This is a genomic window from Paenibacillus sp. 01T443 (assembly GCF_056398325.1).
The window spans coordinates 1-21,817 of sequence record NZ_JBFTPE010000024.1 but is presented as its reverse complement, the minus strand read 5'-3'; the positions used below and the strand labels follow the sequence as shown (position 1 = coordinate 21,817).

The following is a 21,817-nucleotide window of genomic DNA, read 5'->3' as shown; positions in this document are numbered from 1 at the left end:
TTCGATTGAAGCCTTATCCGGCACAAATCGAAAGGATTTCGCGATGAGAGATTGACAGTGTACATGGAAGACTTGTACGTTATCAGCTTTCGAAAAAAATAGAGAGTCGGGGAGGAACCGTATGAAAAAGCACAAAAAAGCATTATCCGTAAGCTTAGCCCTATTGCTAGCATTTGTATTCGTCATTAGCGGCTGTTCCGGCAGCAATGCGAACAACGCCAATGAAGGTGCAGCGAATTCTCCTACTGAATCGGCTGCCGAAGGCACTGCAACCGATGCGCCGGCCAAACTGCCGCGCGTCGCATTCGTTTATATCGGGCCTCCTGGTGACGGCGGTTGGACTTTTGAGCATGACAAGGGCAGATTGTACATGGAAGAAAAGCTGGGCATTAAAGCAGATACGGTTGAAAACGTGCCTGAGAGCGCGGATGCGGAACGTATTATTACAGAGCTCGCCCAGAACCATGACGTTATATTTACAACAAGCTTCGGGTACATGGATTACACTCTTAACGTCGCAAAGAAATTTCCAAACGTGAAGTTTCTTCATACGGCCGGCTACAAAACGAATGATAACATGGGAACCTTCTTCGGCAAAAACTTTGATGCCAGCTACTTAAGCGGTATTGCAGCCGGAAAAATGACGAAGAAAAACATCATTGGTTATGTGGGTGCATTTCCGATACCAGAGGTTATTTATAACATAAACGCCTTCACACTGGGCGTTCAAAGCGTAAACCCAGATGCAAAGGTTAGTGTCGTTTGGACAAATACTTGGTATGACCCGACGACTGAGCGTCAGGCAGCCGTAAGCTTGCTGGATAAAGGTGCCGATGTTCTGCTGGCTTATCAGGATTCACCGGCAACGCTGCAAGCTGCAGCCGAGCGAGGCGCTATGGCTGGCGGCAATGACTCGGACATGACCAGATTTGCTCCAGAAGCGTACTTAACGAATCCGATATGGAATTGGGGTCCTTATTATACGAAGACCGTACAATCGATCATCGACGGGACCTGGAAAAGCGAGCAGTATTCAGGCTCTATGGCAGACGGAATGGTAGATATCGCGCCGCTTGGACCAAGCGTGCCGGAGGACGTGAAGACGTTGGTGACCGAAACGAAAGCGAAGCTAGTAAGCGGCGAGCTTAATGTGTTTTCGGGTCCGATAAAGGACGCTTCGGGAGCCGTGAAGGTTGAGGATGGCAAGACCCTAACGCTTGATGACATTTTGATCATGGATTGGTTCGTAGACGGAGTAGAGGGCACGATTCCGAAATAATTGTTCTTTGCATATATGGAGAAGTCAACAAATCCCTGAATTAAGGGATTTGTTGATTTATTCACAGCTTTTCGGATAGAGAGCAAGCTTATGAAGCAAGTTCGTTCCACAAGTTTTAAGCTATTGCTTACGAAAATGGTTTGTTCCACAAACCTTAGGAGGTATTGCATGCATGAAACTTATTCGGTAGAAATGCGCCAGATCGTTAAGCAGTTTGGCTCTGTTGTAGCGAATGATCTTGTCGATTTTCGCGCGAAGCCTGGACAAATTCATGCGCTGCTTGGAGAGAACGGTGCCGGCAAGAGTACGATGATGTGCATGCTGTCAGGCGTGTACAGACCAACTAGCGGCGATATCCTCCTGCATGGTGAGCTGGCAAAGATCCGATCGCCAAAGGATGCGATGAAGCTCGGTGTCGGCATGGTTTTTCAGAATTTCCGTCTCGTACAGACACTGACAGCTGCTGAGAATATTGTTCTGGGCGAAAAATCATCGTTTTGGCGCGGCGCGAAATGGATGAACGACAAACAGCAGGAAATTGAAGCGATTGCTAAGCAGTTTGGCTTAGCGTTCCCCGTAAACCGCCCGATCTGGCAGCTCTCCGTGGGGGAGCAGCAGCGCGTAGAAATCGTAAAGACGCTTTACCGCGGCGCCAGCCTCATTATTTTGGATGAGCCGACCTCTGTGTTAACGCCAGGTGAGGCCGAGCAGCTGTTTGAAACGCTTCAGCATATGAAGGCTGAGGGGAAAACGATCATTCTAACTACGCATAAGCTGAAGGAAGTCATGGCCGCTTCGGATCATATTTCGGTGATGCGGAAAGGGAAGCTCATCCACAGCATGGAAAAATCAGCAACGAATGAGCGGGATCTTGCCAAACTGATGGTCGGCAAAGAGCTTGGTGAAAGCAGGACGTTCCTCCCTCGTGCGCCAGGAAAACGATTGCTTGATGTAAAGCAGGTTGACGTATATGCAGATCACGACAGAAAATCGCTGGATCATTTTACGCTGCATGTGAATGAAGGAGAAATTGTAGGCGTAGCGGGAGTTGCAGGTAACGGCCAGAAGGAGCTTGCCGAGATGCTTACGGGCTTAAGAACGTGGAAGCGCGGGACGATACTTTTTGAAGGAAAGGATTTGAAAAACGGATCGGTTCGCGCAGCGATTGAGGCTGGCATTGCCCATGTGCCTGAGAATCGCATGAAAAGCGGACTTGCCGGCAGTCTCGGCATTGTCGACAATTTATTGTTCAAATCCTACCGGACAAAAGAACGCTCGCGCTTTGGCTTTCTGCGAATGGGAATGAATCGTTCATGGGCGGAAGGGCTGGTCGAGCAATTCGATGTAAGAACCTCTGGACTTGACGCTCCCGTACAGCAATTGTCTGGCGGGAATCAACAAAAACTATTATTCGCAAGAGAGATTCATCAAGAGCCGCTGCTGATGGTAGCCGTTCATCCGACACAAGGGCTGGACGTTGGAGCAACGGAKGGAGTCCATCGTTTATTAGCTGAAATGCGGGACGGCGGCAAGAGCGTTTTGCTTATTTCAGAAGATTTGGATGAAGTGATTCAGCTGTCTGATCGGATTTTGGTTATTTATAACGGTCAAATTGTAGGAGAAATGTCGCGGGAAAAAGCAGATCGCGAAAAAATTGGGATGTTTATGGCTGGTCTCCAGGTCGATGAGGAGGTAGCTGGATGAGTGAACAAAAGCCGAGCCTTAGCAAGGATGGAACGCTGTCCATAAAACCGGCTCTTGAACCTAGCAGATGGAAATGGCGATCCTATCGCATTGAAATGGATAACTCGAAAAAAGGAAGCGCGTGGTGGATTCCTAGTCTTTCGGTATTGTTAGCCTTAATCTTATGCGGAATATTTATTGCAGCGAATGGAATGAACCCGTTTCCTGTATACAAGAAAATGTTTACAGGCGCCTTTGGTACCTCCTACGGCTTAACGGAAACGCTTGTGAAGACCATTCCGCTGCTGCTCTGCGGTCTTGGCGTAGCAATTGCTTATCGAATATCCGTATGGAACATTGGCGCGGAAGGTCAATTTGCTGCTGGCGCGATGGCTGCGACCGCGGTTACGATTTATTTTCCGAATATGCCCGGTATCTTTATTATCCCAGCGATGATCGTATTGAGTATCGTTGCCGGCGGCATTTGGGGATTGCTAACCGCGATTCCCCGCACGTACTTTCAAGTGAATGAATTGGTGACGTCGTTGATGCTCAATTATGTCGCGCTGCTGGCCATGGATTATTTCGTTTTTGGTCCTTGGAAGGATCCAAAGGGCATGAATTTTCCAGGTACACCGATGTTTACGGCTGCCCAATCCTTGCCTGTGCTGGGGGATACGAGATTGCATCTCGGTTTGTTGTTTGGCATTATCGCCATCGTTCTTTACGGTTTCTTCATTAAATATACGCGCTGGGGCTATGAGCTCCGGTTGATCGGCGCTAATCCCGAGGCGGCTAAAAATGCAGGTATCCGAATCAGCAGACATATTTTGCTGGTCATGCTAATCAGCGGCGGCTTGGCCGGACTTGCGGGAATGGCGGAGGTATCCGGCGTAACGCACCGTCTCATGTACGGCATATCCCCAGGCTACGGCTATACAGCAATCATTGTGGCATGGCTTGCTAAATTACATCCGATCGGGCTGGTCGTTTCTTCGTTTTTATTCGGCGGATTGATCGTTGGGGGATACAGCGTGCAAACGATCGGTTTGCCATCCTCGATCTCCGAAATGCTGCAGGGGGCCATTTTGTTTTTTCTCATTGCCGGCGGCACCTTAAGCAAATTTAGGCTTCGAAAAATCCGCTGAAAAGGAGCGTCTAATTGATGGAAATCGTGTATCAAATGCTGCTGGCCGCCATATCCTCTGGTACACCGTTATTGTTCGCAACGCTTGGCGGCATTTTGATCGAAAGATCGGGTATTATTCAGCTTGGCGCCGAGGGGCTGATGCTCATGGGAGCTGTTACGGCGTGCCTGACCTATCTGCAAACCGGCAGCTTGACGATAACGCTGCTTGCCGTTTGCGGAATAAGTGTTATATTGGGCGGCATTCATGCTTTTCTAAGCGTATCGCTGAGGGCGAATCAGATCGTATGCGGTCTGGCGATGACGCTATTTGGAGCAGGGCTTAGCGCCTATCTCGGCAAGCCGGTCAGCGGACTTCCCGTGCCGAGAGCTGTTCCGAAGCTGGATATGCCTTGGCTGGAAGCCGTTCCCTTTATCGGTCGCATTTTTGCACATCTCGATTTATTGACTTGGTTCAGCTTTGTGCTCGTCATCGCGCTTCATTTGTTTATTCACCGGACCTCGTGGGGATTGCATTTGCGGGCAATGGGCGACAATCCTGCTACCGCGGATGTGATGGGCATTCGTGTGCAAGCTCTTCGTTACGGTTACATCGTTGCGGGCTCCATTTTAATCGGCATAGCCGGTGCTGACCTTCTGCTCGTTTACTCGCCAACCTGGACCGAAGGGATGACGACGGGCAGAGGCTGGATTGCGGTCGCTTTAATTATTTTTGCAAGATGGAACCCGGTCCGCGCGCTCTTCTGCGCTTACTTCTTTGGCGCTTTGGATATGCTGGGCTTCCGCATTCAATTAATCGGGAGCGACATTCCATCATATTTCTTAAAAATGATTCCCTATATCGTAACGATATTAGTCCTGATGTTTCTCGGCTGGCGAAATCGCAACAAGCCTTCCGGTTCGCCCGAAGCGCTTGGCGTACCTTACGTTCGGGAGCAACGATTTTAAAGACAACGGGGGGAGAACGATGGGCATGAATGTACAGGAGACCATGGCGTCTCCTCTGGTATGGCACCCGCAAACGCCCGCGGAGGCGTGGCTTATGAAACAAACCTATGGAATGGAAGCCGTATATATCTCAGGAGGAACGCTGCTTCGCACGCACTGGGAGTCCGGTACGGCAGCTATGCCGAAGCATTTAATCGATCTAAGTGCCATTAAGGGGCTGAATGAGATTAGAGTCGTTGAGGCCGGTCTTCAAATCGGCGGCCAAATGAGTCTTCAGGCATGTCGGACGAATGATTTCCTAAAGCGCCATTTTCCAATGGTCACAGAGGCCATCCGCCTTATAGCCGCGCCGTCCATTCGTCAGTTGGCAACGATAGGGGGAAATGTCGCCTCCCTCATTGGTGATTCTCTGCCTGCTCTGCTCGGATACGATGCCGAAGTGATCTGGTTTAACGGAACGGCGGAGCAGCGGATTTTACTGGCGGATTGGCTGCGCTTAGCAAATGATCCAAGTCAAAGAACCGAGCGGCTGCTCCTCGGAATTCAGCTGCCCTTCAATGAGCTGACGGAAACGGTGGGCGACGAAGCCGGTATCGATCAGGCCGTGATTTCGAAAATAAAGCGTTTTTGCGCTTACCATAAAGTAGGGCGACGTGAGGCTTTTACGCCCTCTGTCGTTACGGTTGCCATCAACGGAGCTTTATCGGATACGGGAATAGTCAATGAGATCCGCATTGCGCTAGGCGGAGGCCAAATGATTCCGCTTAGACATGAGGATCTGGAAAAGGAAATCGTCGGCGAGACCGTCACTACCCCATTGCTTCAGCATGTGTACAACCGGATTTTCCAGCTGTATGAGCCTCGAGAGGATTTGTTCGCCTCAGCTGCTTATCGCAAGCAGACAGCTGCGAATTTAATCGTAACGGAGCTATGGAAAGCAGCCAAAAACGAAACGTAAACGGGAGGAGGAGGCGTATGCTCTTAAACCGATCAAGCAGCGGAGGGCGATGGCGGATTCGCCCGGACGGCTTAGGCAAGGTGACGGGAAGCTTAGCTTATTTAACGGATATGACAAGCGAGCAAATGCTTTATGGCCTTGTGCTGCGGAGTGAACATCCTCATGCCCGTATTGTATCCATCCAAACAGATAAGGCGAAGCAATTGCCGGGGGTTCATGCGGTGCTTACTTATTTGGACGTACCGGGATTAAATGCTTTCGGGATTGCTCATCCGGATCAGCCTGTTTTATGCGAGGAATTTGTGCGATATGTCGGAGACGCGCTAGCAACGGTTGCGGCCGAGTCGATAGCCATCGCACAGCATGCGATTGAGCTGATCGAAGTGGAATATGAAATCCTGCAAGTGTTGGATGATCCGGAGGCGGCGCTCCAGCAGGATGCTCCCAAGCTGCATCCTCAGGGGAACGCGATGCACCGGACAGCATTCTCCAGAGGGAATCCGGGCGAAGGATTTAAGCATTGTGCGCATATTGTAGAAGAAACCTACTCTACTCCTCGTCAAATGCATACCTACATGGAAACGGAAGGCGGCTTATTCGTACCAGGTGATGACGGTCGATTGACGGTATTTTCCCCGACGCAGCATGGTTTCATGGATCGCATGCAGCTGGCTCGAATTCTCTCCAAGCCGCAGGAGGACATTCGAATCGTATCCAGTCCAATCGGCGGTTCTTTCGGCGGGAAGGATGAGCTGAACGTACAGCCCTATGGGGCATTGCTGGCCGTAATAACCGGAAAGCCGATCAAAATGCATAATTCGCGTCAAGAATCGGTTCGTGCAGGCTTAAAACGGCATCCCATGAGGATTGCGATGAAGACTGGCGTTGATGCGAAGGGCAAATTAGTGGCACATCAAGTCCATATCCTTTCGGATACCGGACCGTATTCAACGCTTGGCGCAGAGGTGCTGAATTTTGCGACCGAGCATGTCATTGGTCCCTATAAATACGAACACTTGGAAGTAAACGGCGTATCGGTATTTACGAACAATGGAATGTCCGGGGAATTCAGAGGTTTTGGCGGCAATCAAGCGATATTCGCTTTGGAAGGCCAAATGGACCGGCTAGCAGAACGGCTGGGAATGGAGCCTTGGGTATTCCGCGAGCTGAATATGCGCCAAGTGGAGGATCCCGGCCCATTCGATCAGCCGATAGCGATGACTGAAGGTGCCGAGCAGGTATGGCGTGCAATCGAAAAGAGTTCGTTGTGGCAGGAGAGGAATGCTTTGAATGAGCCGAAAGCTCTTCATTCAGAACCGTGGATAAAAACGGGTATTGGCGCTGCGTTTACAATGCATGGCGCGGGACTCGGCGTTGGTATTCCCGATCCGGCAGGCGGACGACTCGAGCTTGCGCCTGACGGGAAAATCGAAGCGGTCTTTGGCTACGAAGAGTTCGGCCAAGGCCTCATCGCAACGCTGGAGCAAATGCTCATCGAGCAGTATGGGCTAGGAGCGGGCGATATCCGAATCATAATCGGCGATACCGATATTGTGCCCGACAGCGGATCAACAACGGCTTCACGCGCAACTGCGATGATGTGGAAATCGCTGCAAAGGCTGAAGAAGCCTTTCTCTGAACAGCTGCTCACGCGGGCCGGGGCCATGCTGAATCGTTCCGCAGATGAGCTTCGCCTGAGTGACGGAGGAATTAGAGGCGTATCAGAAGAAGGGCTGCTTCTTACCTTTGAAGAACTCGCAAAATCGGAAAATCCCCCTATCCGATGTGAAACATCCTTTTCGTTCCCGACATCTCCTACGGATCGTGTTGGCGCCCATTTTATGTATACGTATTCGGCCGTTGCGGTCAAGGTCGAGCTCAACACATTAACGGGACGAGTGAAGGTATTGCAGCAATATCATGCGGTTGCGGCGGGACCGGTTGTGAATCCTCAGGGATATCTCGGGCAAATCGAAGGCGGCAGCAGTATGGCACTCGGTTTTACTTTAATGGAAGATGCCGTGATGGAAAAGGGACATTATATCACGCGTAACTTGGATACGTATTTGGTTCCGACGATTGTTGATCAGCAAGGACGGGTAGAGGTCGAGCCGATTGAACATTTGCCGGAAAATGATGATTATGGCCCGCGCGGCATTGGCGAAGTCGGGTCCGTAACCTTAGCACCGGCTATAGCCGCTGCAGTGCGGCAAGCGAGCGGCAAATGGGTAACGAAATTGCCGATAGAGCCGAGCTTTTTGCAGGAGGAACCATTTTTTCTGACGAAAGGGTGAACGGTCATGAGCGATCAAACAGAAAAAGTTCAAACGCCGTTTGCGCTCCATTGCAACATCAACGGAAGCGATAAAACCATGGAGACGGCGGCATCCACGAGGCTGCTGACCCTGATACGAGATGAGCTTGCGCTGACCGGCACGAAGCGTTCATGTGAAATCGGCCGCTGCGGCGCATGCATGGTGCTGATCGATGGGAAAGCCGTTAATTCTTGCTTAACGATGGCATATCAGTGCTCAGGAAAAAGCATTACGACGATCGAAGGGGTTGCGGAAGGCGGGATTGATCCGATCCAACAGGCATTTCTGGAGGAGGGCGGCTTCCAATGCGGTTATTGCACGCCGGGCATGATCATATCGGTTAAAGCGCTGCTTGATAGCAATCCGGATCCCTCGGAGGATGAAATCGCTGAAGCCTTATCGGGAAATATTTGCCGTTGTACCGGCTATGGCGGGATATGGCGGGCAGTTAAACGAGCAATGGAAGGGAGGCGTCTAGCGACATGACAAATAAAAATTCGCATTTATTTTATTTATTGGAGAGCATTGAAGTGTCGCGGCAGGCCAGAGAAGCCGGTAATACGCCTTTTGGCGCTATTCTGGTAAACGCAGAAGGCGAAATCGTGCTAAAGCAAGGAAATGTTGAAATTACGGAGTCAAACTGTACCGGCCATGCGGAAAGAACGCTAATGGAACAAGCATCGAAACGGTACAGCAGAGACGAGCTTTGGCACTATACGCTTTACACGACGACAGAGCCCTGCGCTATGTGTGCCGGCTCCATTTATTGGGGAAATGTCGGCATGGTGGTTTACGGCATTTCGGAGAAACGATTGGCGCAGTTAACCGGCGACGATGAACAGAATCCGACTCTGGATTTACCTTGCCGCATCGTGTTTGCACAGGGGCGAAAAGCCATTCAAGTGATCGGCCCGTTTCCAGAGGTTGAGGAAGCAGCGGTAGCTGTGCATGAGGGGTACTGGACATGAAGATAACGATGGAAAAAATAAATGAGAGCAATCGCGAGCAATTCGTTGAGCTGCTTGGCGCCATTTTTGAACATTCGCCGTGGGTGGCGGCCTCTGCTTATTACGCAAAACCGTTCGCATCCGTAGATGTTCTGCATACCGCTATGATAAATGTCGTGCGTGAATCTAGGGCAGAGACGATCATTGATTTGTTTCGCGCGCATCCTGACCTCGGAACGCGGCTCGCAGTGGCGGAGTACTCCGCTTTGGAGCAGCAAGGAGCGGGCCTTGACCAGTTATCCGCAGAGGAATATGAGCATTTTTACGGATTAAATCAGACGTACGTAAAAACATTCGGATTTCCTTTCATTCTAGCGGTGAAAGGGAAGAACAAGGGACAAATTCTTGAAGCGATGGAAGCGAGAGTTTGGAATTCATCAGCTGAAGAAGTGGAGCAGGCCATGCGTGAAATTGAGAAAATATCCGGGTTTCGATTACGAGATCTCATCATAGAGTAGGAAGGGACGGAGTATTATGCTAAAATTACGCAGCGGTCGCACGCTTTACTATGGAAAAGGGGATGTGCTGAGCTATCGGACTTACGCCGCTCCGCTCAATGTTCAAGCCATACCTGAGTCGACGTTTACGGGTGACAGCAATATTATTTTTGCCCATAATATTACTTTCTCCGTCAGCAGTGAGGTGCTGCTAACCTCCTTCACGGAAGGCGACAATACACAAGTTGTGGCTACGGACTCGATGAAAAACTTTATTTTGCGTCAAACTGCAAGCTTTGAAGGAAGCACGACAGAAGGACTTATCGCTTTCATTAGCGAACGGTTTCTAGAGCGATATCCGCATATTGATGCCATTGAGATTAAAGCTGACCGTCTCCCTTTCAGCTCAGTTACCGTAGCCGAAGGAAGCGGGTGGAGCGACAGCCAGCTCGTATTTCGCCGCTCGCATAACGAGCACGCCAGCGCTTCTCAAAAATGGATTCGCACCGCCGATGAGGTTAAGCTCGCAGAACAAGAAAGCGCGTTAGCGCATATTCAGCTCATTAAGGTAAGCGGCAGTTCGTTTTACGGCTTCGTACGCGATGAATACACTACTTTGCCCGAGAGCTTTGACCGCCCTTTATTTATTTTCCTGGATATCTTTTGGACATATGCGGAGGCAGAGGATGCTGCCGACACCACGCGCAGCCGATATGTTCCTTCCGAGCAAATCCATGATCTCGCCCATACGCTATTCCATTCCAAAAATTCGCCTTCTATTCAATATTTAATCTATCAGATCGGAAGAAGTATCCTAAAGACCTTTCCGCAGCTGGCTGAGGTTCGTTTCGAATCGAACAATCGAACATGGGAGACAATCGTCGAGCCGGAAAACGCTGCAGCTGCGGGTGTATATACGGAACCCCGTCCGCCTTATGGCTTCCAAGGCTTCACCCTTACGCAGGCTGATCTCGAGGAAGGGGGCGATCCGGCATGAGCGGCCGGATAACGACACATGTTCTTGATCTGGCAGGCGGAAAGCCTGTTATAGGCATTTCGATAGAGCTGTGGTATCTGGGTGAAATGACAGGAGCGGAGCAGGCTCCGCGACTTATGGGTGCTTATAAAACGAATGATGACGGACGAATGGATCAGCCTCTTCTGGAAGGGGATGAGGTGCAGCCGGGGGTCTACGAGCTGATATTTGCAGCAGGTGACTATTTTGGCCGGATGGAGCATCTATCCGCTTTTTCCGACAGTTTATTTGATTTCATACCGATTCGATTTCGTATTCGAGATGCAAGCGAGCACTATCATGTCCCGTTATTAGTGGCTCCCGGAGGGTATAGTACGTATCGCGGGAGTTAGATATCGCTAGGGGATGTATAGGAGCAGTAATGAATGTGTATGAATATACCGAAAGGGGATTTGACGATGACGTTAAAAAATGAACAATCGGCAGCTGTAAGGACGTTATTGTCGCAGCTGCCAAAGGTCGATTTGCATGTGCATCTAGACGGGAGCGTAATGCCAGATACGCTAAAGGAGCTTGCTATCGAGCAAGGAAATCCAATATCAGTCAGCTCGCACGCTGATCTGTTGAGTCATATGCAGGTGGGCGAGCATTGTGATAGCTTGAAGGAATATTTGAGTAAGTTCAGCTTTGTTTTGCCTTATTTACAAACGGGTGCCGCACTGGAGAGAGTCGCATTCGAGGTGGTTGAGCAGGCTGCGAAGCAGCGCGTTCATTATATCGAGGTGCGCTTCGCTCCCCAGCTGCATAGCGTGCAAGGATTAACCCTTCATGAGGTAATCGATCATGTCGTTAAAGGTTTGCAGCGTGGAGAGCAAGCCTTTGGAACGATAGCGAGAGCGATCATTATATGCATGAGAAATCATTCCTATGAATTGAATAAGGACGTTGTTCTAGAGGCAGCGCGATTTTATAAAAAAGGGGTCGTAGCCGTTGATTTGGCTGGGGACGAGGCATCATTTCCGGCAAGGCTGTTCCAGCAGCTGTTTGCGGATGCCCGGCAGCTCGGTTTGCCGGTGACGATCCATGCGGGCGAAGCTGCCGGTGCGGAAAATGTTAAGGTCGCCATTACAAGCTTAGGCGCAGTGAGAATCGGGCATGGCGTAAGGATGCTGGAAGATCCCGAGGTCGTTTCTCTTGTCAAAGAGCGCCAAATCCCGCTTGAGATGTGTCCGCTTAGCAATTTGCAGACGAAGGCTGTTCCCGGCTGGGATGCCTATCCGCTGCGCCGATACTTGGAGGATGGAATCGTCGTCACGGTAAACACGGATAATATGACCGTCTCAGATACAACGATTCAGAAGGAATACGAGCTGCTGATCGAGCATCTTGGCCTTTCTGTGAATGATGTGGCAAGGTTGATCATGAACGGGGCAGCTGCAGCTTTCTTAGAAGAAAACGAGAAGGCTTCGATGATCAGTAGGTATGAGGGAGAATTAAAGGCCTTGGGCTTGCTTGTATAGAAGCGGGATTGATTGAAATGAAGCGGCTTCGCGTCCGATATTGGACGTGAAGCCTTTTTAATATATAAGAATTTATAAGTTTTCACTTATAAATGTGCTTATATATCTCCGCGAAACGATAGCTTTTGCCACTGAGGACAGCGACAGCCGTTTACGCTTGTTTACAGATAAGAATTTTAGCCAAACGATTGCTTTTGCTGCAGATGTCGGCGTCGGCCATTTACGTTTGGTCAGGATCAGGATGGTTTCGCATTCAAAGCAATCTTGCTATACTGAAGGGAATTATTTATGTTTTGACTCCAAAAAAACGGAGATGATGCAGACATGACAAAAGTACGCGATGGCATTCTGGGACTATGCGTCGGCGATGCGCTTGGTGTTCCCGTAGAATTCCTCTCACGTCAAGCTTTGCAGAAAAAACCTTTAACGGATATGGTTGGATTCGGCACACATTCGCAGCCGGCAGGAACTTGGTCAGATGACAGCTCACTAGTCTTTTGCCTAATGGAAAGCGCCGCTGCATTTCCTCAAATCGATCTCTATGATCTCGCCGAAAGGTTTGTAAAGTGGCTGGAGCATAGCTATTGGACGCCGCATGGTGAGACATTCGATGTGGGAATCGCCACAGCGGCCGCAATCGGGAGATATAAACAGATGTGCATCCGCCCGGACCTTGCCGGCGGAACGCAGCTGCAAAGCAACGGAAACGGCTCATTAATGCGGATATTGCCGCTGGCTTATGTGCTGAAGGAAGAAACTCCAGAGGATCGAGCAGATATTATCTCTAAGGTTTCCTCGATTACGCACGCGCATCAAATATCGATTATCGCTTGTGTCATTTACGTTGAGCTTGCGATTCATTTGATAAACGGAATTGATCTAGAGACAGGCATACAGAAAATGAGAGAAACGATAGCAATGCTTTACAAGGATGCAGACCCTAAACATTTGATGTGCTTTGATCGCGTGCTAAAAGGTGATTTGTCGCTCTTAAAGATAGAGGATGTGCAATCATCCGGATATGTCGTACATACGCTGGAGGCGAGTATTTGGTGCTTACTGACAACGGAAAGCTATACCGAAGCCGTTCTTCGGGGTATTAATTTAGGCGAGGATACGGATACAACGGGAGCCGTAACAGGCGGCTTGGCCGGACTCTATTACGGGATAGATGCCATTCCGGAAAACTGGCTTAAGCAGCTGGCAAGGCTCGAAGATATTCAAGCTTTGTGCGAAAGATTTGAAGAATCGATAGGCTTATCAATATAAGGTGGAGATAGGATGGATCAGCAATCAACGCGGGCAAAACAATTATTTTCCGACCATTACGGCAATTATTTTCAAATGCATCGCGAAGGAAATTACGAGGAGTACAAGACCTACGAGATTACGAAGGAACAAGAAGTCGCCTGGTATGAGGAATTAATCGAAAAAAATGCTGGCGAGCTTTCTATTCGGAATTGGGATGCTGCGGTTCAATTGCTGGCTATCGCCAAAAACTATCCAGACAGCCGGATTTTAGAGCGTATCATCGCATTCGCAGCCCGGCATGTTATGTCTTCTGACAGCATCGTTAAGCTTATGTATGCGGAGCTTATTATTGAAATCATAAAGCTGGTCAAAAGCAAGGCGGAAATTGATATGCTTCATCGAGCGTATAAAACCGCTGCCCAAATTTTGGATGATATAATGTTAAAGCCATTGATTATCGATCCAGGCCATGATCTGCAATCATTAAGCCTGAAGGATAAAAAGTCTCTGAATCACAGGGCGGCTAAAAATATTGAAGTCATAAAAGAGCTGTTGGCTTTGGATAAATAAATTGGTCGTTAGAGCCAGATCAAACGAAAAAAATGAAAACAGAGGTGCAGTAAAGATGGAAAATGTCGTGTTGACTGTTGTTTCACCTGAAAATGAGGATTTACGGCAGTTAATCCGTCATCTCGATATAGATTTGCTTCAGCGGTACCCGGCGGAGGAGATATTCGGCCTTGATTTATCGGATGCAAAGGTTCACGATATCTTATTCATCGTTGCCTATGTGAACGATATTCCGGTTGGCTGCGGTGCGATTAGGCCGATTGATGAGGAAGCTACGGAGCTGAAAAGGTTTTTCGTGGAAGAAGCTTATCGTAATAAGGGAATCGCGAAACGTATTTTAATGGAGTTGGAAGACAGGGCGAGGCAGATGGAATTCCGAAGCATCAAGCTAGAAGTGGGGGAGGAGCAGCCTGAGGCTTTGAGCTTTTATCGGAAGCATGGTTACTCTTTAATCGATCGATTTGGTCCATATGTGGATAGTGAAAGCAGTGTTTGTTATGAAAAAAGACTGTAGATGCTAATAAAATGGAGGTGTAGCGATGAATCTTAATAGTCCTGACGGCGTTTCAAACGCAGAATCGCCGCTAAAAAATGTACTTGTCAAAAGCTACAAGCATATCATGTGGGCTAATACTCAGATCATTGAAGCTATGAAAAAAAGTGATCATCCATTGGAAAAGGCATTAAGCTTACTTTCCCATATTCTGGCAGCGGAGAAGGTGTGGCTTGCCCGTATAATGGGTGAAGATGCATCCGCTTTTTCCATTTGGCCATCGTCTACGCTTGAGGAATGCGAACGATTGGCAGAGCAAAACAATAACGGTTATCTCGCTTTGTTCGATCGGCTTCATGAAGCTGATTTTGCTGCGGCTGCCGCATACAAAAACAGTCAAGGCACACCATTTACTACGGAAATCATTGATATTTTGACCCAAGTTTCGCTGCATGGCAGCTATCATCGCGGTCAAATTGCCACGCTGCTCAAACAAGCGGGCTTAGTACCTGTAAATACGGATTACATAACCTATGTCAGACAGCAGACAGTCAATTAAAGGATCAGCGGACTTGAATTAGAAGTTGAATATCTCATGGGTTATCGTTAGTATAGAACAGTGGCAGGAGTTACATATCGAGGTGTTGCTGGTGATCATATGGATTAAGATGCGTGACAGGGCTTTCGGATGCCAGATTGGGTCATCATATAGATACGGAGCATAGAACGGTCAGCGAGATTGCAGAGCAGATTGCAGCAATGTCAAATCTCAGTCTGCTGCCGGATCAAAGAAGCAAATTCAAAAAAGCGTATGACCGCGTACTAACGCAGGTTAAACATATACGATTTTAAGCTGGGAAGAACAACTAGGAGGATCATCATGTCAAACTTAATGAACAACAAAGTCATCGTTATTATGGGTGTAGCCAATGACCGCAGCATTGCATGGGGAGTTGCGAAGTCGCTGCATAATCAAGGGGCTAAGCTTATTTTCACCTACCGTAAGGAGAGATCATTGGATAAGCTCAACAAACTGCTCGAACAGCATCAAATCGATGCACTGCAAAAGGTATCCTGCGATGTGCTCGATGATAACAGCATAACGGCTGCATTTGACGAGATCCAAAAAAACACGGGTGTTATTCACGGCGTGGTGCATTCCGTTGCTTTTGCCGATAAGGATGAGCTGCAGGGGGAGTATGTCGATACGACTAGAGAGGGCTATTTGCTAGCGCAAAACTCAAGCTCGTACTCCTTGGTCGCAGTTGCTCGCGAAGCGAAGAAGCTGATGACGGAAGGCGGCAGCATCGTAACCCAAACCTATATCGGCGCGGAGCGGGTCGTAAAAAACTATAATGTTATGGGCGTTGCCAAAGCGGCTCTCGAAGCCAGCGTAATGTACTTGGCTGAGGACCTAGGCAAATACGGCATACGTGTAAATGCCGTTTCTGCAGGACCCATCCGCACGCTCGCTGCAAAAGGAGTATCCGGCTTTAATGATATTATGTCCACCATTGAAGAAAGAGCGCCGCTTCGCCGCAATATTGATCAGGAGGAAGTTGGCGACGCAACGATGTTCCTGCTGAGCAGCTTGTCCAGAGGAATTACGGGAGAAGTGCTTCACGTAGATGCCGGCTACCATATACTCGGCTTGTAATATGCCGAATTGAAGGATGAAGAAATAAARGGCTCAGAACTCGTTATCGAGATCTGAGCCTTTTTTTGTTTATTTGGCTTGCAGCGCAGCATTGATTTGTTGATTAACAGCCTTCACATCGATAGCTTCAATCGATTTGTCTTGCAACTTGTATTTTTCTTTTAGGCTCAGAATACGATAAACGCTCTTATCCAGTGTATCCTTGGAAATAATGCCATCACGCGCGCTAAGCTTCAGTGCTTTGAGTACAGAAATCTGCGTTTGATAATCATGTCCGATTAAGATAATGTCGCTTCCGGCTTGAACGGACCGGACAGCCGCTTCTCCCACGTCGAAATGGTCGGTTATGCCGCCCATGGTCATATCATCCGTTATGACCACGCCATCATAGCCAAGGTCCACGCGCAGAAGATCCGTGATCATCGTTTTGGAGAGCGAGGCTGGATAGTTTTTATCGATTTTCGGGATCAATAAATGCGCGATCATGATCGCATCCGCATCCTGTTGGATGGCTTCAACAAAAGGAAGCAGCTCGAATGCTTCAAGCTCAGCCAAGGTTTTGTTAACGACAGGCAGCTCAAGATGAGAATCGACCGACGTATCCCCGTGTCCTGGAAAATGCTTGACCACGGCGGCAACCTGCTTGGATTGGATCGCTTTCATCGTCTCGATGCCATGCTTCATGACGGTCCCGGAATCGGAACCAAAGGAACGATTGCCGATAACCGGATTATTTGGATTGCTGTTAATATCCAATACTGGCGCAAAATCCATATTAAAGCCAAGTGCGCGAACCTCTGCAGCCAGCGCCTCGCCGATTTTCCGTGTGTAAGCGAGCTGATCTGCACGTCCTACATCGGTTGCCGGGGGGATTTTGGTAAATTCCGAAGGCATACGGCTTACTTTCCCGCCTTCTTGATCAATGCTTAGCCAAAGCGGAGCTGGATTTCCATTATTTTTTTTCTTTAATTGATTTAGCAGCTTTAAGGTTTGCGAGGCATCCGCAATATTTTCTTTGTACAAAATAAAACCGCCAACATGGTATTTATCAAGCATCTCGCTCGCGTTCGCCTGCATCGTTGTGCCATCGATACCCACGAGCACCATCTGGCCTATCTTTTCATCTAACGTCATGTTGGCTATTTTCTCTTTGAGCGGGTCTACCGTTTCAGTGGGTTCAGGGGTTGGCGAAACGGTTGGTTGAATGGTCGGCTGTGCAGTAGGACTTGAGCTTGGATTTGGTGAAGTAGTAGTTATAGGTTCAGATGTGTTATTCTGGCTGCAGCCAGAACAAATCATCAAAAGTGCAAGGATTGTAACTGCCTGTTTGATCATCGAAAATTCCTCCCTTGTTGCAATATCCCCTTGTTCTTACTATCACATACCTGTCAATTGTCATTAGACCTGACGAATAAAAGTATTCAGTTGTTGCAGTTTGATGGATAGGACATGACATGATCTCAGTAATCGAATACTCCGCCTACTCCTATCATAAGCTGTATAGGTCATGAATGCATCGGTTTATAGGCAAGCAAGGTTAAGGAGGGGGAACATGAAAGACCAATCGCGGGATGAACAAACCTGGCAGGCCCAGATTCCTCAGCCAATAAGGCAAAGCGATGGAGCAGGAAATGTAGACCGAGGTCCTCGCGATATCATGCGCGATATTGAAAATCCGAATATGTTCGTGCCGCCTGTTACAGATGCAGGCTTACTTCCCAATTTGAAGTTCTCGTTTTCGGATACGCATATGCAGTTGAATCAAGGCGGATGGTCGCGCGAGATTACCGTACGGGATTTTCCCATTTCAACGACGATAGCGGCAGTCAACATGAGCTTAACGGCAGGCGGGGTTCGTGAATTGCATTGGCATCAGCAAGCAGAATGGGCATACATGCTTCTTGGCAGAGCGCGTATTACATCCGTTGACCAAGCAGGTCGGAATTTTATAGCTGACATTGGAGAGGGGGATCTGTGGTATTTCCCGCCAGGCATTCCACATTCGATCCAAGGACTGGAGAACGGATGCGAGTTTTTACTTGTTTTTGATGACGGCAACTTCTCCGATTTAAATACATTATCGTTATCGGATTGGTTAGCCCATACGCCAAAGGAAGTGCTCTCAGCCAACTTTGGCGTACCGGAGAGTGCTTTCAACCACATTCCGAATGAACAAGTTTATATCTATCAGGATAACGTGCCTGGATCCCTGGAGAGCCAGAAGGTTCAATCGCCCTACGGGACGATCCCGCTAAGCTTTACACATCGTTTGTTAGCACAGCCTCCGATTCGGACGTCGGGAGGCAGTGTGCGTATTGTCGATTCCTCCAACTTTCCAATCTCGAAGACGATTGCAGCCGCTTTGGTTGAGGTGGAGCCCGGAGGGATGAGAGAGCTTCATTGGCATCCGAATAATGATGAGTGGCAGTACTATTTGGCCGGGCAGGGGCGGATGACGGTATTTGCGGGTAACGGAATTGCCCGCACTTTCAATTATCGAGCGGGCGACGTAGGTTATGTACCTTTTGCAAATGGGCATTACATTCAAAATACGGGCGATGATTCGCTATGGTTTCTGGAGATGTTCAAAAGCGATCGCTTTGTGGATGTGTCATTAAATCAATGGCTGGCTTTAACTCCGCGGGAATTGGTTCAGCATAATGTGAATGTCGGCCCAGAGCTGCTGAACGCCCTTCACAAAGAAAAGCAGCCTGTTGTCAAATTCCCAGGTTTTACCTATAAACCGTAGAGAACGACGAATGAGATAAAAGAAGACTTTCCTGCTCGCCGAACCGGCTGCTGGAAAGTCTTCTTTTATTTATTAAAGATGTTCTCTTCCAAGACATCATATTTATTCCCGAACACTTTTACAATATGGTTTTCTCCCCACGCAGAAAGCGAATCTAAAATACTTTTTAAGCTTTGTCCATATTCGGTGAGCTGATACTCAACCTTCGGAGGCACCTGGTTATAGACGATCCGTTCGATAATGTCGGCGTCCTCGAGCTCTCGAAGCTGCTGTGTCAGCATCTTTTGGGTAATTTCCGGCAGGAGCCGCTTAAGTTCGCTTGTCCGCTTCTTACCATGTGTCAAATGGCAAAGGATTATACATTTCCATTTGCCTCCGATTACTTCAAGCGTCGCTTCTACGGGGACATTATATTTCTTTTTTATCAAAGTCATTCTCCCTTATAGCAAATTACAGGTACTTTTAAGTACCTATAGTACTTTTAAGTACGTACTGGTCATTTTCTTTCGCATAAACGATAATAACATTCATCGGCCGATCAAAGCTACATTAATTTAGTTCATAAAAATAGGATTGGAGAGAAGCTTGATGACAATAGAGAAAAAAAGAAGCACGTTAGCCTTATTAGCGCTAGCGGTCAGCGCTTTCGCAATCGGAACAACGGAATTCATAAGCGTCGGATTATTGCCGCTTATTTCAGAGGATTTGAATATATCGGTTACAACGGCAGGCTTGACCGTAACGTTATATGCGCTTGGCGTAACCTTCGGCGCACCTGTTCTGACATCCTTAACAACAAAAATACCGCGTAAAGCGTTATTGCTTTGGATCATGGTCATTTTCATAATCGGCAATACGCTCGCAGCGGCGTCTTCCTCTGTTGAGCTGCTGTTGATCGCCAGAATTATTTCTGCCCTATCGCATGGTGTGTTTATGTCGATTGGCTCAACGATCGCTGCGGATGTGGTGTCTCCGAACCGAAGAGCGAGCGCCATCGCCATCATGTTTACGGGTCTTACCGTTGCAACGATAACGGGGGTTCCAATAGGGACGTTTATCGGACAGCAGCTTGGCTGGAGAGCTGCGTTCGTCGCAATCGTAATCGTTGGGATTGTCGCATTTGTGGCAAATAGCATTCTTGTGCCGTCGGATCTGCGAAAAGGAACGCCTACTACGCTTGGAGAACAGTTTAAGCTGTTTACGAATGGGAGATTGCTGCTTATCTTTATCATCACCGCATTAGGGTATGGCGGAACATTTGCTGTCTTTACTTATTTAACCCCATTGCTGCAGGAAATAACCGGATTTCAGGAAAAACATGTTACCGTCATCCTGCTTCTCTATGGTATTGCTATTGCGATAGGCAATGTCATTGGCGGAAAGCTTGCTAACCGAAAGCCGTTAAAAGCGTTATTTTATATGTTTATCGTACAAGCCGTTGTTCTATTCCTTCTAACCTTTACAGCTCCGTTCAAAATTGCGGCATTGCTTACAATCGTGTTGATGGGATTGTTCCATTTCATGAATGTAGCAGGGCTGCAGGTGTATGTTGTTATGCTGGCGGAACGTATCATGCCTGGCGGCGTCGACGTCGCCTCTGCAATTAATATTGCTGCATTTAATGCGGGCATTGCAATTGGCGCTTATTTAGGTGGAGTTGTAACGGATTCGATGGGACTTATCCACACCTCATGGTTTGGAGGCATCATGGTTGTAGCTGCCGTCATCCTGACCGGTTGGAGCATGAAGCTTGAGCAAAAGAATACAACAAAAGAAGTATTATCATAAATGGGAGGCTATTATAAAATGAAACATTTACAAGCAACTACGACTTTGCATAACGGTGTATCGATGCCGTGGTTTGGATTAGGCGTATTTAAAGTTGAAGAGGGTGCAGAGCTAGAGAGCGCAGTGGCTTCTGCGATCAAGCATGGGTACCGCAGCATCGACACCGCAGCCATTTATGGAAATGAAGCAGGCGTAGGAAGAGGTATTGAACAAGGCTTGCAGCTGGCCGGAATCGGAAGGACGGAGCTGTTTGTCACTTCCAAAGTGTGGAATGCTGATTTAGGGTATGAGTCGACCCTTGCGGCTTATGAAACAAGTCTAAACAAGCTCGGTCTTGATTATCTTGATCTGTACCTTATCCATTGGCCCGTGGAAGGGAAGTTCAAAGAGGCGTGGCGCGCTTTAGAAACCTTGTATGAGCAAGGGAAGGTCAAGGCTATTGGTGTCAGTAATTTTCAAACCCATCATTTAGACGCTTTAATGGCAACTGCCAAAATCAAACCTATGGTCAATCAAGTGGAATATCATCCTCGTTTGACGCAGATGGAGCTAAGGAGCTACTGCAAGCAACATGGAATTCAATTAGAGGCATGGTCGCCATTAATGCAAGGGCAGCTTCTTGAAAATCCGCTCCTTCTGGAAATCGCAGCTAGCTATCATAAAACCGTTGCCCAAATCATCCTGCGCTGGGATTTGCAAACCGGCGTGGTGACAATCCCGAAATCAACAAAGGAAGCCAGAATCATTGCCAATGCGGAGATCTTTGATTTCGAGCTGTCAAACGAGCATATGGAACAGATCAGCGGGCTGAATGAGAATTACCGCGTAGGCCCTGATCCTGATAATTTCGATTTTTAAGAAGTCTAAAGACAAAGAATATAATTCTTTGTCTCAGGCTGTCGAGAAAGTCTCGACAGTCTTCTTTTTGTTTAATTAATTTAACACGACACCGCGTTAATATAGTATAATTATAGTAATTAAAACGAACGGATGGTGTCGTGATGCTGCGTACTAATCGAGATAAGCAACAAAATTACGA

The 21,817-nt window shown here is 48.2% G+C and carries 23 protein-coding genes; 21 read left to right on the top strand and 2 right to left on the bottom strand.

The features are described from left to right. Positions 1 to 121: 121 nt before the first annotated feature. The 18 genes from AC1DLI_RS28740 to fabI all read left to right on the top strand — a co-directional run bounded on the left by AC1DLI_RS28740 (position 122) and on the right by fabI (position 16,241). Positions 122 to 1,279: a BMP family ABC transporter substrate-binding protein gene (locus AC1DLI_RS28740; RefSeq protein ID WP_477608279.1), complete on the top strand. Its 1,158-nt coding sequence runs from the start codon at positions 122 to 124 to the stop codon at positions 1,277 to 1,279. A gap of 168 nt (positions 1,280 to 1,447) precedes the next feature. Continuing rightward, positions 1,448 to 2,983: an ABC transporter ATP-binding protein gene (locus AC1DLI_RS28735; protein ID WP_477608277.1), complete on the top strand. Its 1,536-nt coding sequence runs from the start codon at positions 1,448 to 1,450 to the stop codon at positions 2,981 to 2,983. Positions 2,984 to 3,078: 95 nt separating this feature from the next. Further along, positions 3,079 to 4,110 carry an ABC transporter permease gene (locus AC1DLI_RS28730; protein ID WP_477608366.1) on the top strand — a complete coding sequence of 344 codons (1,032 nt, stop codon included), beginning with the start codon at positions 3,079 to 3,081 and terminating at the stop codon, positions 4,108 to 4,110. 17 nt (positions 4,111 to 4,127) lie between these two features. Beyond that, positions 4,128 to 5,057: an ABC transporter permease gene (locus AC1DLI_RS28725; RefSeq protein ID WP_308996470.1), complete on the top strand. Its 930-nt coding sequence runs from the start codon at positions 4,128 to 4,130 to the stop codon at positions 5,055 to 5,057. 19 nt (positions 5,058 to 5,076) lie between these two features. Continuing rightward, positions 5,077 to 6,015, top strand: coding sequence for an FAD binding domain-containing protein (locus AC1DLI_RS28720; RefSeq protein ID WP_477608274.1), 939 nt, complete (start codon positions 5,077 to 5,079; stop codon positions 6,013 to 6,015). Between the two features lie 17 nt (positions 6,016 to 6,032). Further along, positions 6,033 to 8,309, top strand: a complete 2,277-nt coding sequence (gene pucD / locus AC1DLI_RS28715) for a xanthine dehydrogenase subunit D (protein WP_477608272.1) — start codon at positions 6,033 to 6,035, stop codon at positions 8,307 to 8,309. 6 nt (positions 8,310 to 8,315) lie between these two features. Then, positions 8,316 to 8,816 (top strand): (2Fe-2S)-binding protein, encoded by a 501-nt coding sequence (locus tag AC1DLI_RS28710; protein ID WP_477608270.1) that lies wholly within the window; start codon positions 8,316 to 8,318, stop codon positions 8,814 to 8,816. Beyond that, complete coding sequence (locus tag AC1DLI_RS28705; RefSeq protein WP_477608268.1) at positions 8,813 to 9,298, top strand: nucleoside deaminase; 486 nt, start codon at positions 8,813 to 8,815, stop codon at positions 9,296 to 9,298. Before AC1DLI_RS28710 ends, AC1DLI_RS28705 begins: the two co-directional genes overlap by 4 nt. Continuing rightward, positions 9,295 to 9,795, top strand: coding sequence for a 2-oxo-4-hydroxy-4-carboxy-5-ureidoimidazoline decarboxylase (gene uraD / locus AC1DLI_RS28700; protein ID WP_477608266.1), 501 nt, complete (start codon positions 9,295 to 9,297; stop codon positions 9,793 to 9,795). Before AC1DLI_RS28705 ends, uraD begins: the two co-directional genes overlap by 4 nt. A 16-nt stretch (positions 9,796 to 9,811) precedes the next feature. After that, complete coding sequence (gene pucL, locus AC1DLI_RS28695) at positions 9,812 to 10,771, top strand: factor-independent urate hydroxylase (RefSeq protein ID WP_477608264.1); 960 nt, start codon at positions 9,812 to 9,814, stop codon at positions 10,769 to 10,771. Next, positions 10,768 to 11,142, top strand: coding sequence for a hydroxyisourate hydrolase (uraH, locus tag AC1DLI_RS28690; protein WP_477608262.1), 375 nt, complete (start codon positions 10,768 to 10,770; stop codon positions 11,140 to 11,142). The genes pucL and uraH overlap by 4 nt, the downstream gene beginning before the upstream one ends. A gap of 66 nt (positions 11,143 to 11,208) precedes the next feature. Beyond that, a complete protein-coding gene (add, locus tag AC1DLI_RS28685; protein WP_477608260.1) occupies positions 11,209 to 12,270 on the top strand; it encodes an adenosine deaminase in 1,062 nt (353 codons plus the stop codon). Between the two features lie 324 nt (positions 12,271 to 12,594). Then, positions 12,595 to 13,539, top strand: a complete 945-nt coding sequence (locus AC1DLI_RS28680; RefSeq protein ID WP_477608258.1) for an ADP-ribosylglycohydrolase family protein — start codon at positions 12,595 to 12,597, stop codon at positions 13,537 to 13,539. Positions 13,540 to 13,551: 12 nt separating this feature from the next. Beyond that, entirely contained in the window at positions 13,552 to 14,091 is a 540-nt protein-coding gene (locus tag AC1DLI_RS28675) for a hypothetical protein (RefSeq protein WP_477608256.1), read from the top strand. A 55-nt stretch (positions 14,092 to 14,146) separates the two neighbouring features. Beyond that, a complete protein-coding gene (locus AC1DLI_RS28670; RefSeq protein WP_477608254.1) occupies positions 14,147 to 14,605 on the top strand; it encodes a GNAT family N-acetyltransferase in 459 nt (152 codons plus the stop codon). Between the two features lie 25 nt (positions 14,606 to 14,630). Further along, entirely contained in the window at positions 14,631 to 15,143 is a 513-nt protein-coding gene (locus AC1DLI_RS28665) for a DinB family protein (protein ID WP_477608252.1), read from the top strand. A 113-nt stretch (positions 15,144 to 15,256) separates the two neighbouring features. Continuing rightward, the gene (locus AC1DLI_RS28660) at positions 15,257 to 15,436 is read left to right on the top strand and encodes a hypothetical protein (RefSeq protein ID WP_477608250.1); all 180 of its coding nucleotides are present in this window, start codon (positions 15,257 to 15,259) and stop codon (positions 15,434 to 15,436) included. 28 nt (positions 15,437 to 15,464) lie between these two features. Then, entirely contained in the window at positions 15,465 to 16,241 is a 777-nt protein-coding gene (gene fabI, locus AC1DLI_RS28655; RefSeq protein ID WP_477608248.1) for an enoyl-ACP reductase FabI, read from the top strand. A 69-nt stretch (positions 16,242 to 16,310) separates the two neighbouring features. On the opposite strand, the gene nagZ is transcribed toward fabI, so the two are convergent. Next, on the bottom strand, positions 16,311 to 17,576 hold the full coding sequence (nagZ, locus tag AC1DLI_RS28650; RefSeq protein WP_477608246.1) for a beta-N-acetylhexosaminidase: 1,266 nt from the start codon (positions 17,574 to 17,576) through the stop codon (positions 16,311 to 16,313). A gap of 217 nt (positions 17,577 to 17,793) precedes the next feature. On the opposite strand from nagZ, the gene AC1DLI_RS28645 reads away from it, so the two are divergent. Then, positions 17,794 to 18,990 carry an oxalate decarboxylase family bicupin gene (locus AC1DLI_RS28645; protein ID WP_477608244.1) on the top strand — a complete coding sequence of 399 codons (1,197 nt, stop codon included), beginning with the start codon at positions 17,794 to 17,796 and terminating at the stop codon, positions 18,988 to 18,990. Positions 18,991 to 19,055: 65 nt separating this feature from the next. Here AC1DLI_RS28645 and AC1DLI_RS28640 read toward each other — a convergent pair whose 3' ends face one another. Next, positions 19,056 to 19,418 (bottom strand): winged helix-turn-helix transcriptional regulator, encoded by a 363-nt coding sequence (locus AC1DLI_RS28640; protein ID WP_308996483.1) that lies wholly within the window; start codon positions 19,416 to 19,418, stop codon positions 19,056 to 19,058. 160 nt (positions 19,419 to 19,578) lie between these two features. On the opposite strand from AC1DLI_RS28640, the gene AC1DLI_RS28635 reads away from it, so the two are divergent. After that, complete coding sequence (locus tag AC1DLI_RS28635; protein ID WP_477608242.1) at positions 19,579 to 20,778, top strand: MFS transporter; 1,200 nt, start codon at positions 19,579 to 19,581, stop codon at positions 20,776 to 20,778. Between the two features lie 18 nt (positions 20,779 to 20,796). Beyond that, on the top strand, positions 20,797 to 21,636 hold the full coding sequence (locus tag AC1DLI_RS28630; RefSeq protein WP_477608240.1) for an aldo/keto reductase: 840 nt from the start codon (positions 20,797 to 20,799) through the stop codon (positions 21,634 to 21,636). Positions 21,637 to 21,817: the final 181 nt, after the last annotated feature.

Bases quoted from the DNA above. Each gene is read 5' to 3' on its own strand.
- AC1DLI_RS28670 (WP_477608254.1), top strand. From the start codon at position 14,147: ATGGAAAATGTCGTGTTGACTGTTGTTTCACCTGAAAATGAGGATTTA.
- uraD (WP_477608266.1), top strand. From the start codon at position 9,295: ATGAAGATAACGATGGAAAAAATAAATGAGAGCAATCGCGAGCAATTC.
- AC1DLI_RS28720 (WP_477608274.1), top strand. From the start codon at position 5,077: ATGGGCATGAATGTACAGGAGACCATGGCGTCTCCTCTGGTATGGCAC.
- pucD (WP_477608272.1), top strand. From the start codon at position 6,033: ATGCTCTTAAACCGATCAAGCAGCGGAGGGCGATGGCGGATTCGCCCG.
- AC1DLI_RS28705 (WP_477608268.1), top strand. From the start codon at position 8,813: ATGACAAATAAAAATTCGCATTTATTTTATTTATTGGAGAGCATTGAA.
- AC1DLI_RS28725 (WP_308996470.1), top strand. From the start codon at position 4,128: ATGGAAATCGTGTATCAAATGCTGCTGGCCGCCATATCCTCTGGTACA.
- AC1DLI_RS28630 (WP_477608240.1), top strand. From the start codon at position 20,797: ATGAAACATTTACAAGCAACTACGACTTTGCATAACGGTGTATCGATG.
- AC1DLI_RS28635 (WP_477608242.1), top strand. From the start codon at position 19,579: ATGACAATAGAGAAAAAAAGAAGCACGTTAGCCTTATTAGCGCTAGCG.
- AC1DLI_RS28665 (WP_477608252.1), top strand. From the start codon at position 14,631: ATGAATCTTAATAGTCCTGACGGCGTTTCAAACGCAGAATCGCCGCTA.
- uraH (WP_477608262.1), top strand. From the start codon at position 10,768: ATGAGCGGCCGGATAACGACACATGTTCTTGATCTGGCAGGCGGAAAG.
- AC1DLI_RS28740 (WP_477608279.1), top strand. From the start codon at position 122: ATGAAAAAGCACAAAAAAGCATTATCCGTAAGCTTAGCCCTATTGCTA.
- AC1DLI_RS28730 (WP_477608366.1), top strand. From the start codon at position 3,079: ATGGATAACTCGAAAAAAGGAAGCGCGTGGTGGATTCCTAGTCTTTCG.
- AC1DLI_RS28710 (WP_477608270.1), top strand. From the start codon at position 8,316: ATGAGCGATCAAACAGAAAAAGTTCAAACGCCGTTTGCGCTCCATTGC.
- fabI (WP_477608248.1), top strand. From the start codon at position 15,465: ATGTCAAACTTAATGAACAACAAAGTCATCGTTATTATGGGTGTAGCC.
- pucL (WP_477608264.1), top strand. From the start codon at position 9,812: ATGCTAAAATTACGCAGCGGTCGCACGCTTTACTATGGAAAAGGGGAT.
- nagZ (WP_477608246.1), bottom strand. From the start codon at position 17,576: ATGATCAAACAGGCAGTTACAATCCTTGCACTTTTGATGATTTGTTCT.
- AC1DLI_RS28645 (WP_477608244.1), top strand. From the start codon at position 17,794: ATGAAAGACCAATCGCGGGATGAACAAACCTGGCAGGCCCAGATTCCT.
- add (WP_477608260.1), top strand. From the start codon at position 11,209: ATGACGTTAAAAAATGAACAATCGGCAGCTGTAAGGACGTTATTGTCG.
- AC1DLI_RS28675 (WP_477608256.1), top strand. From the start codon at position 13,552: ATGGATCAGCAATCAACGCGGGCAAAACAATTATTTTCCGACCATTAC.
- AC1DLI_RS28680 (WP_477608258.1), top strand. From the start codon at position 12,595: ATGACAAAAGTACGCGATGGCATTCTGGGACTATGCGTCGGCGATGCG.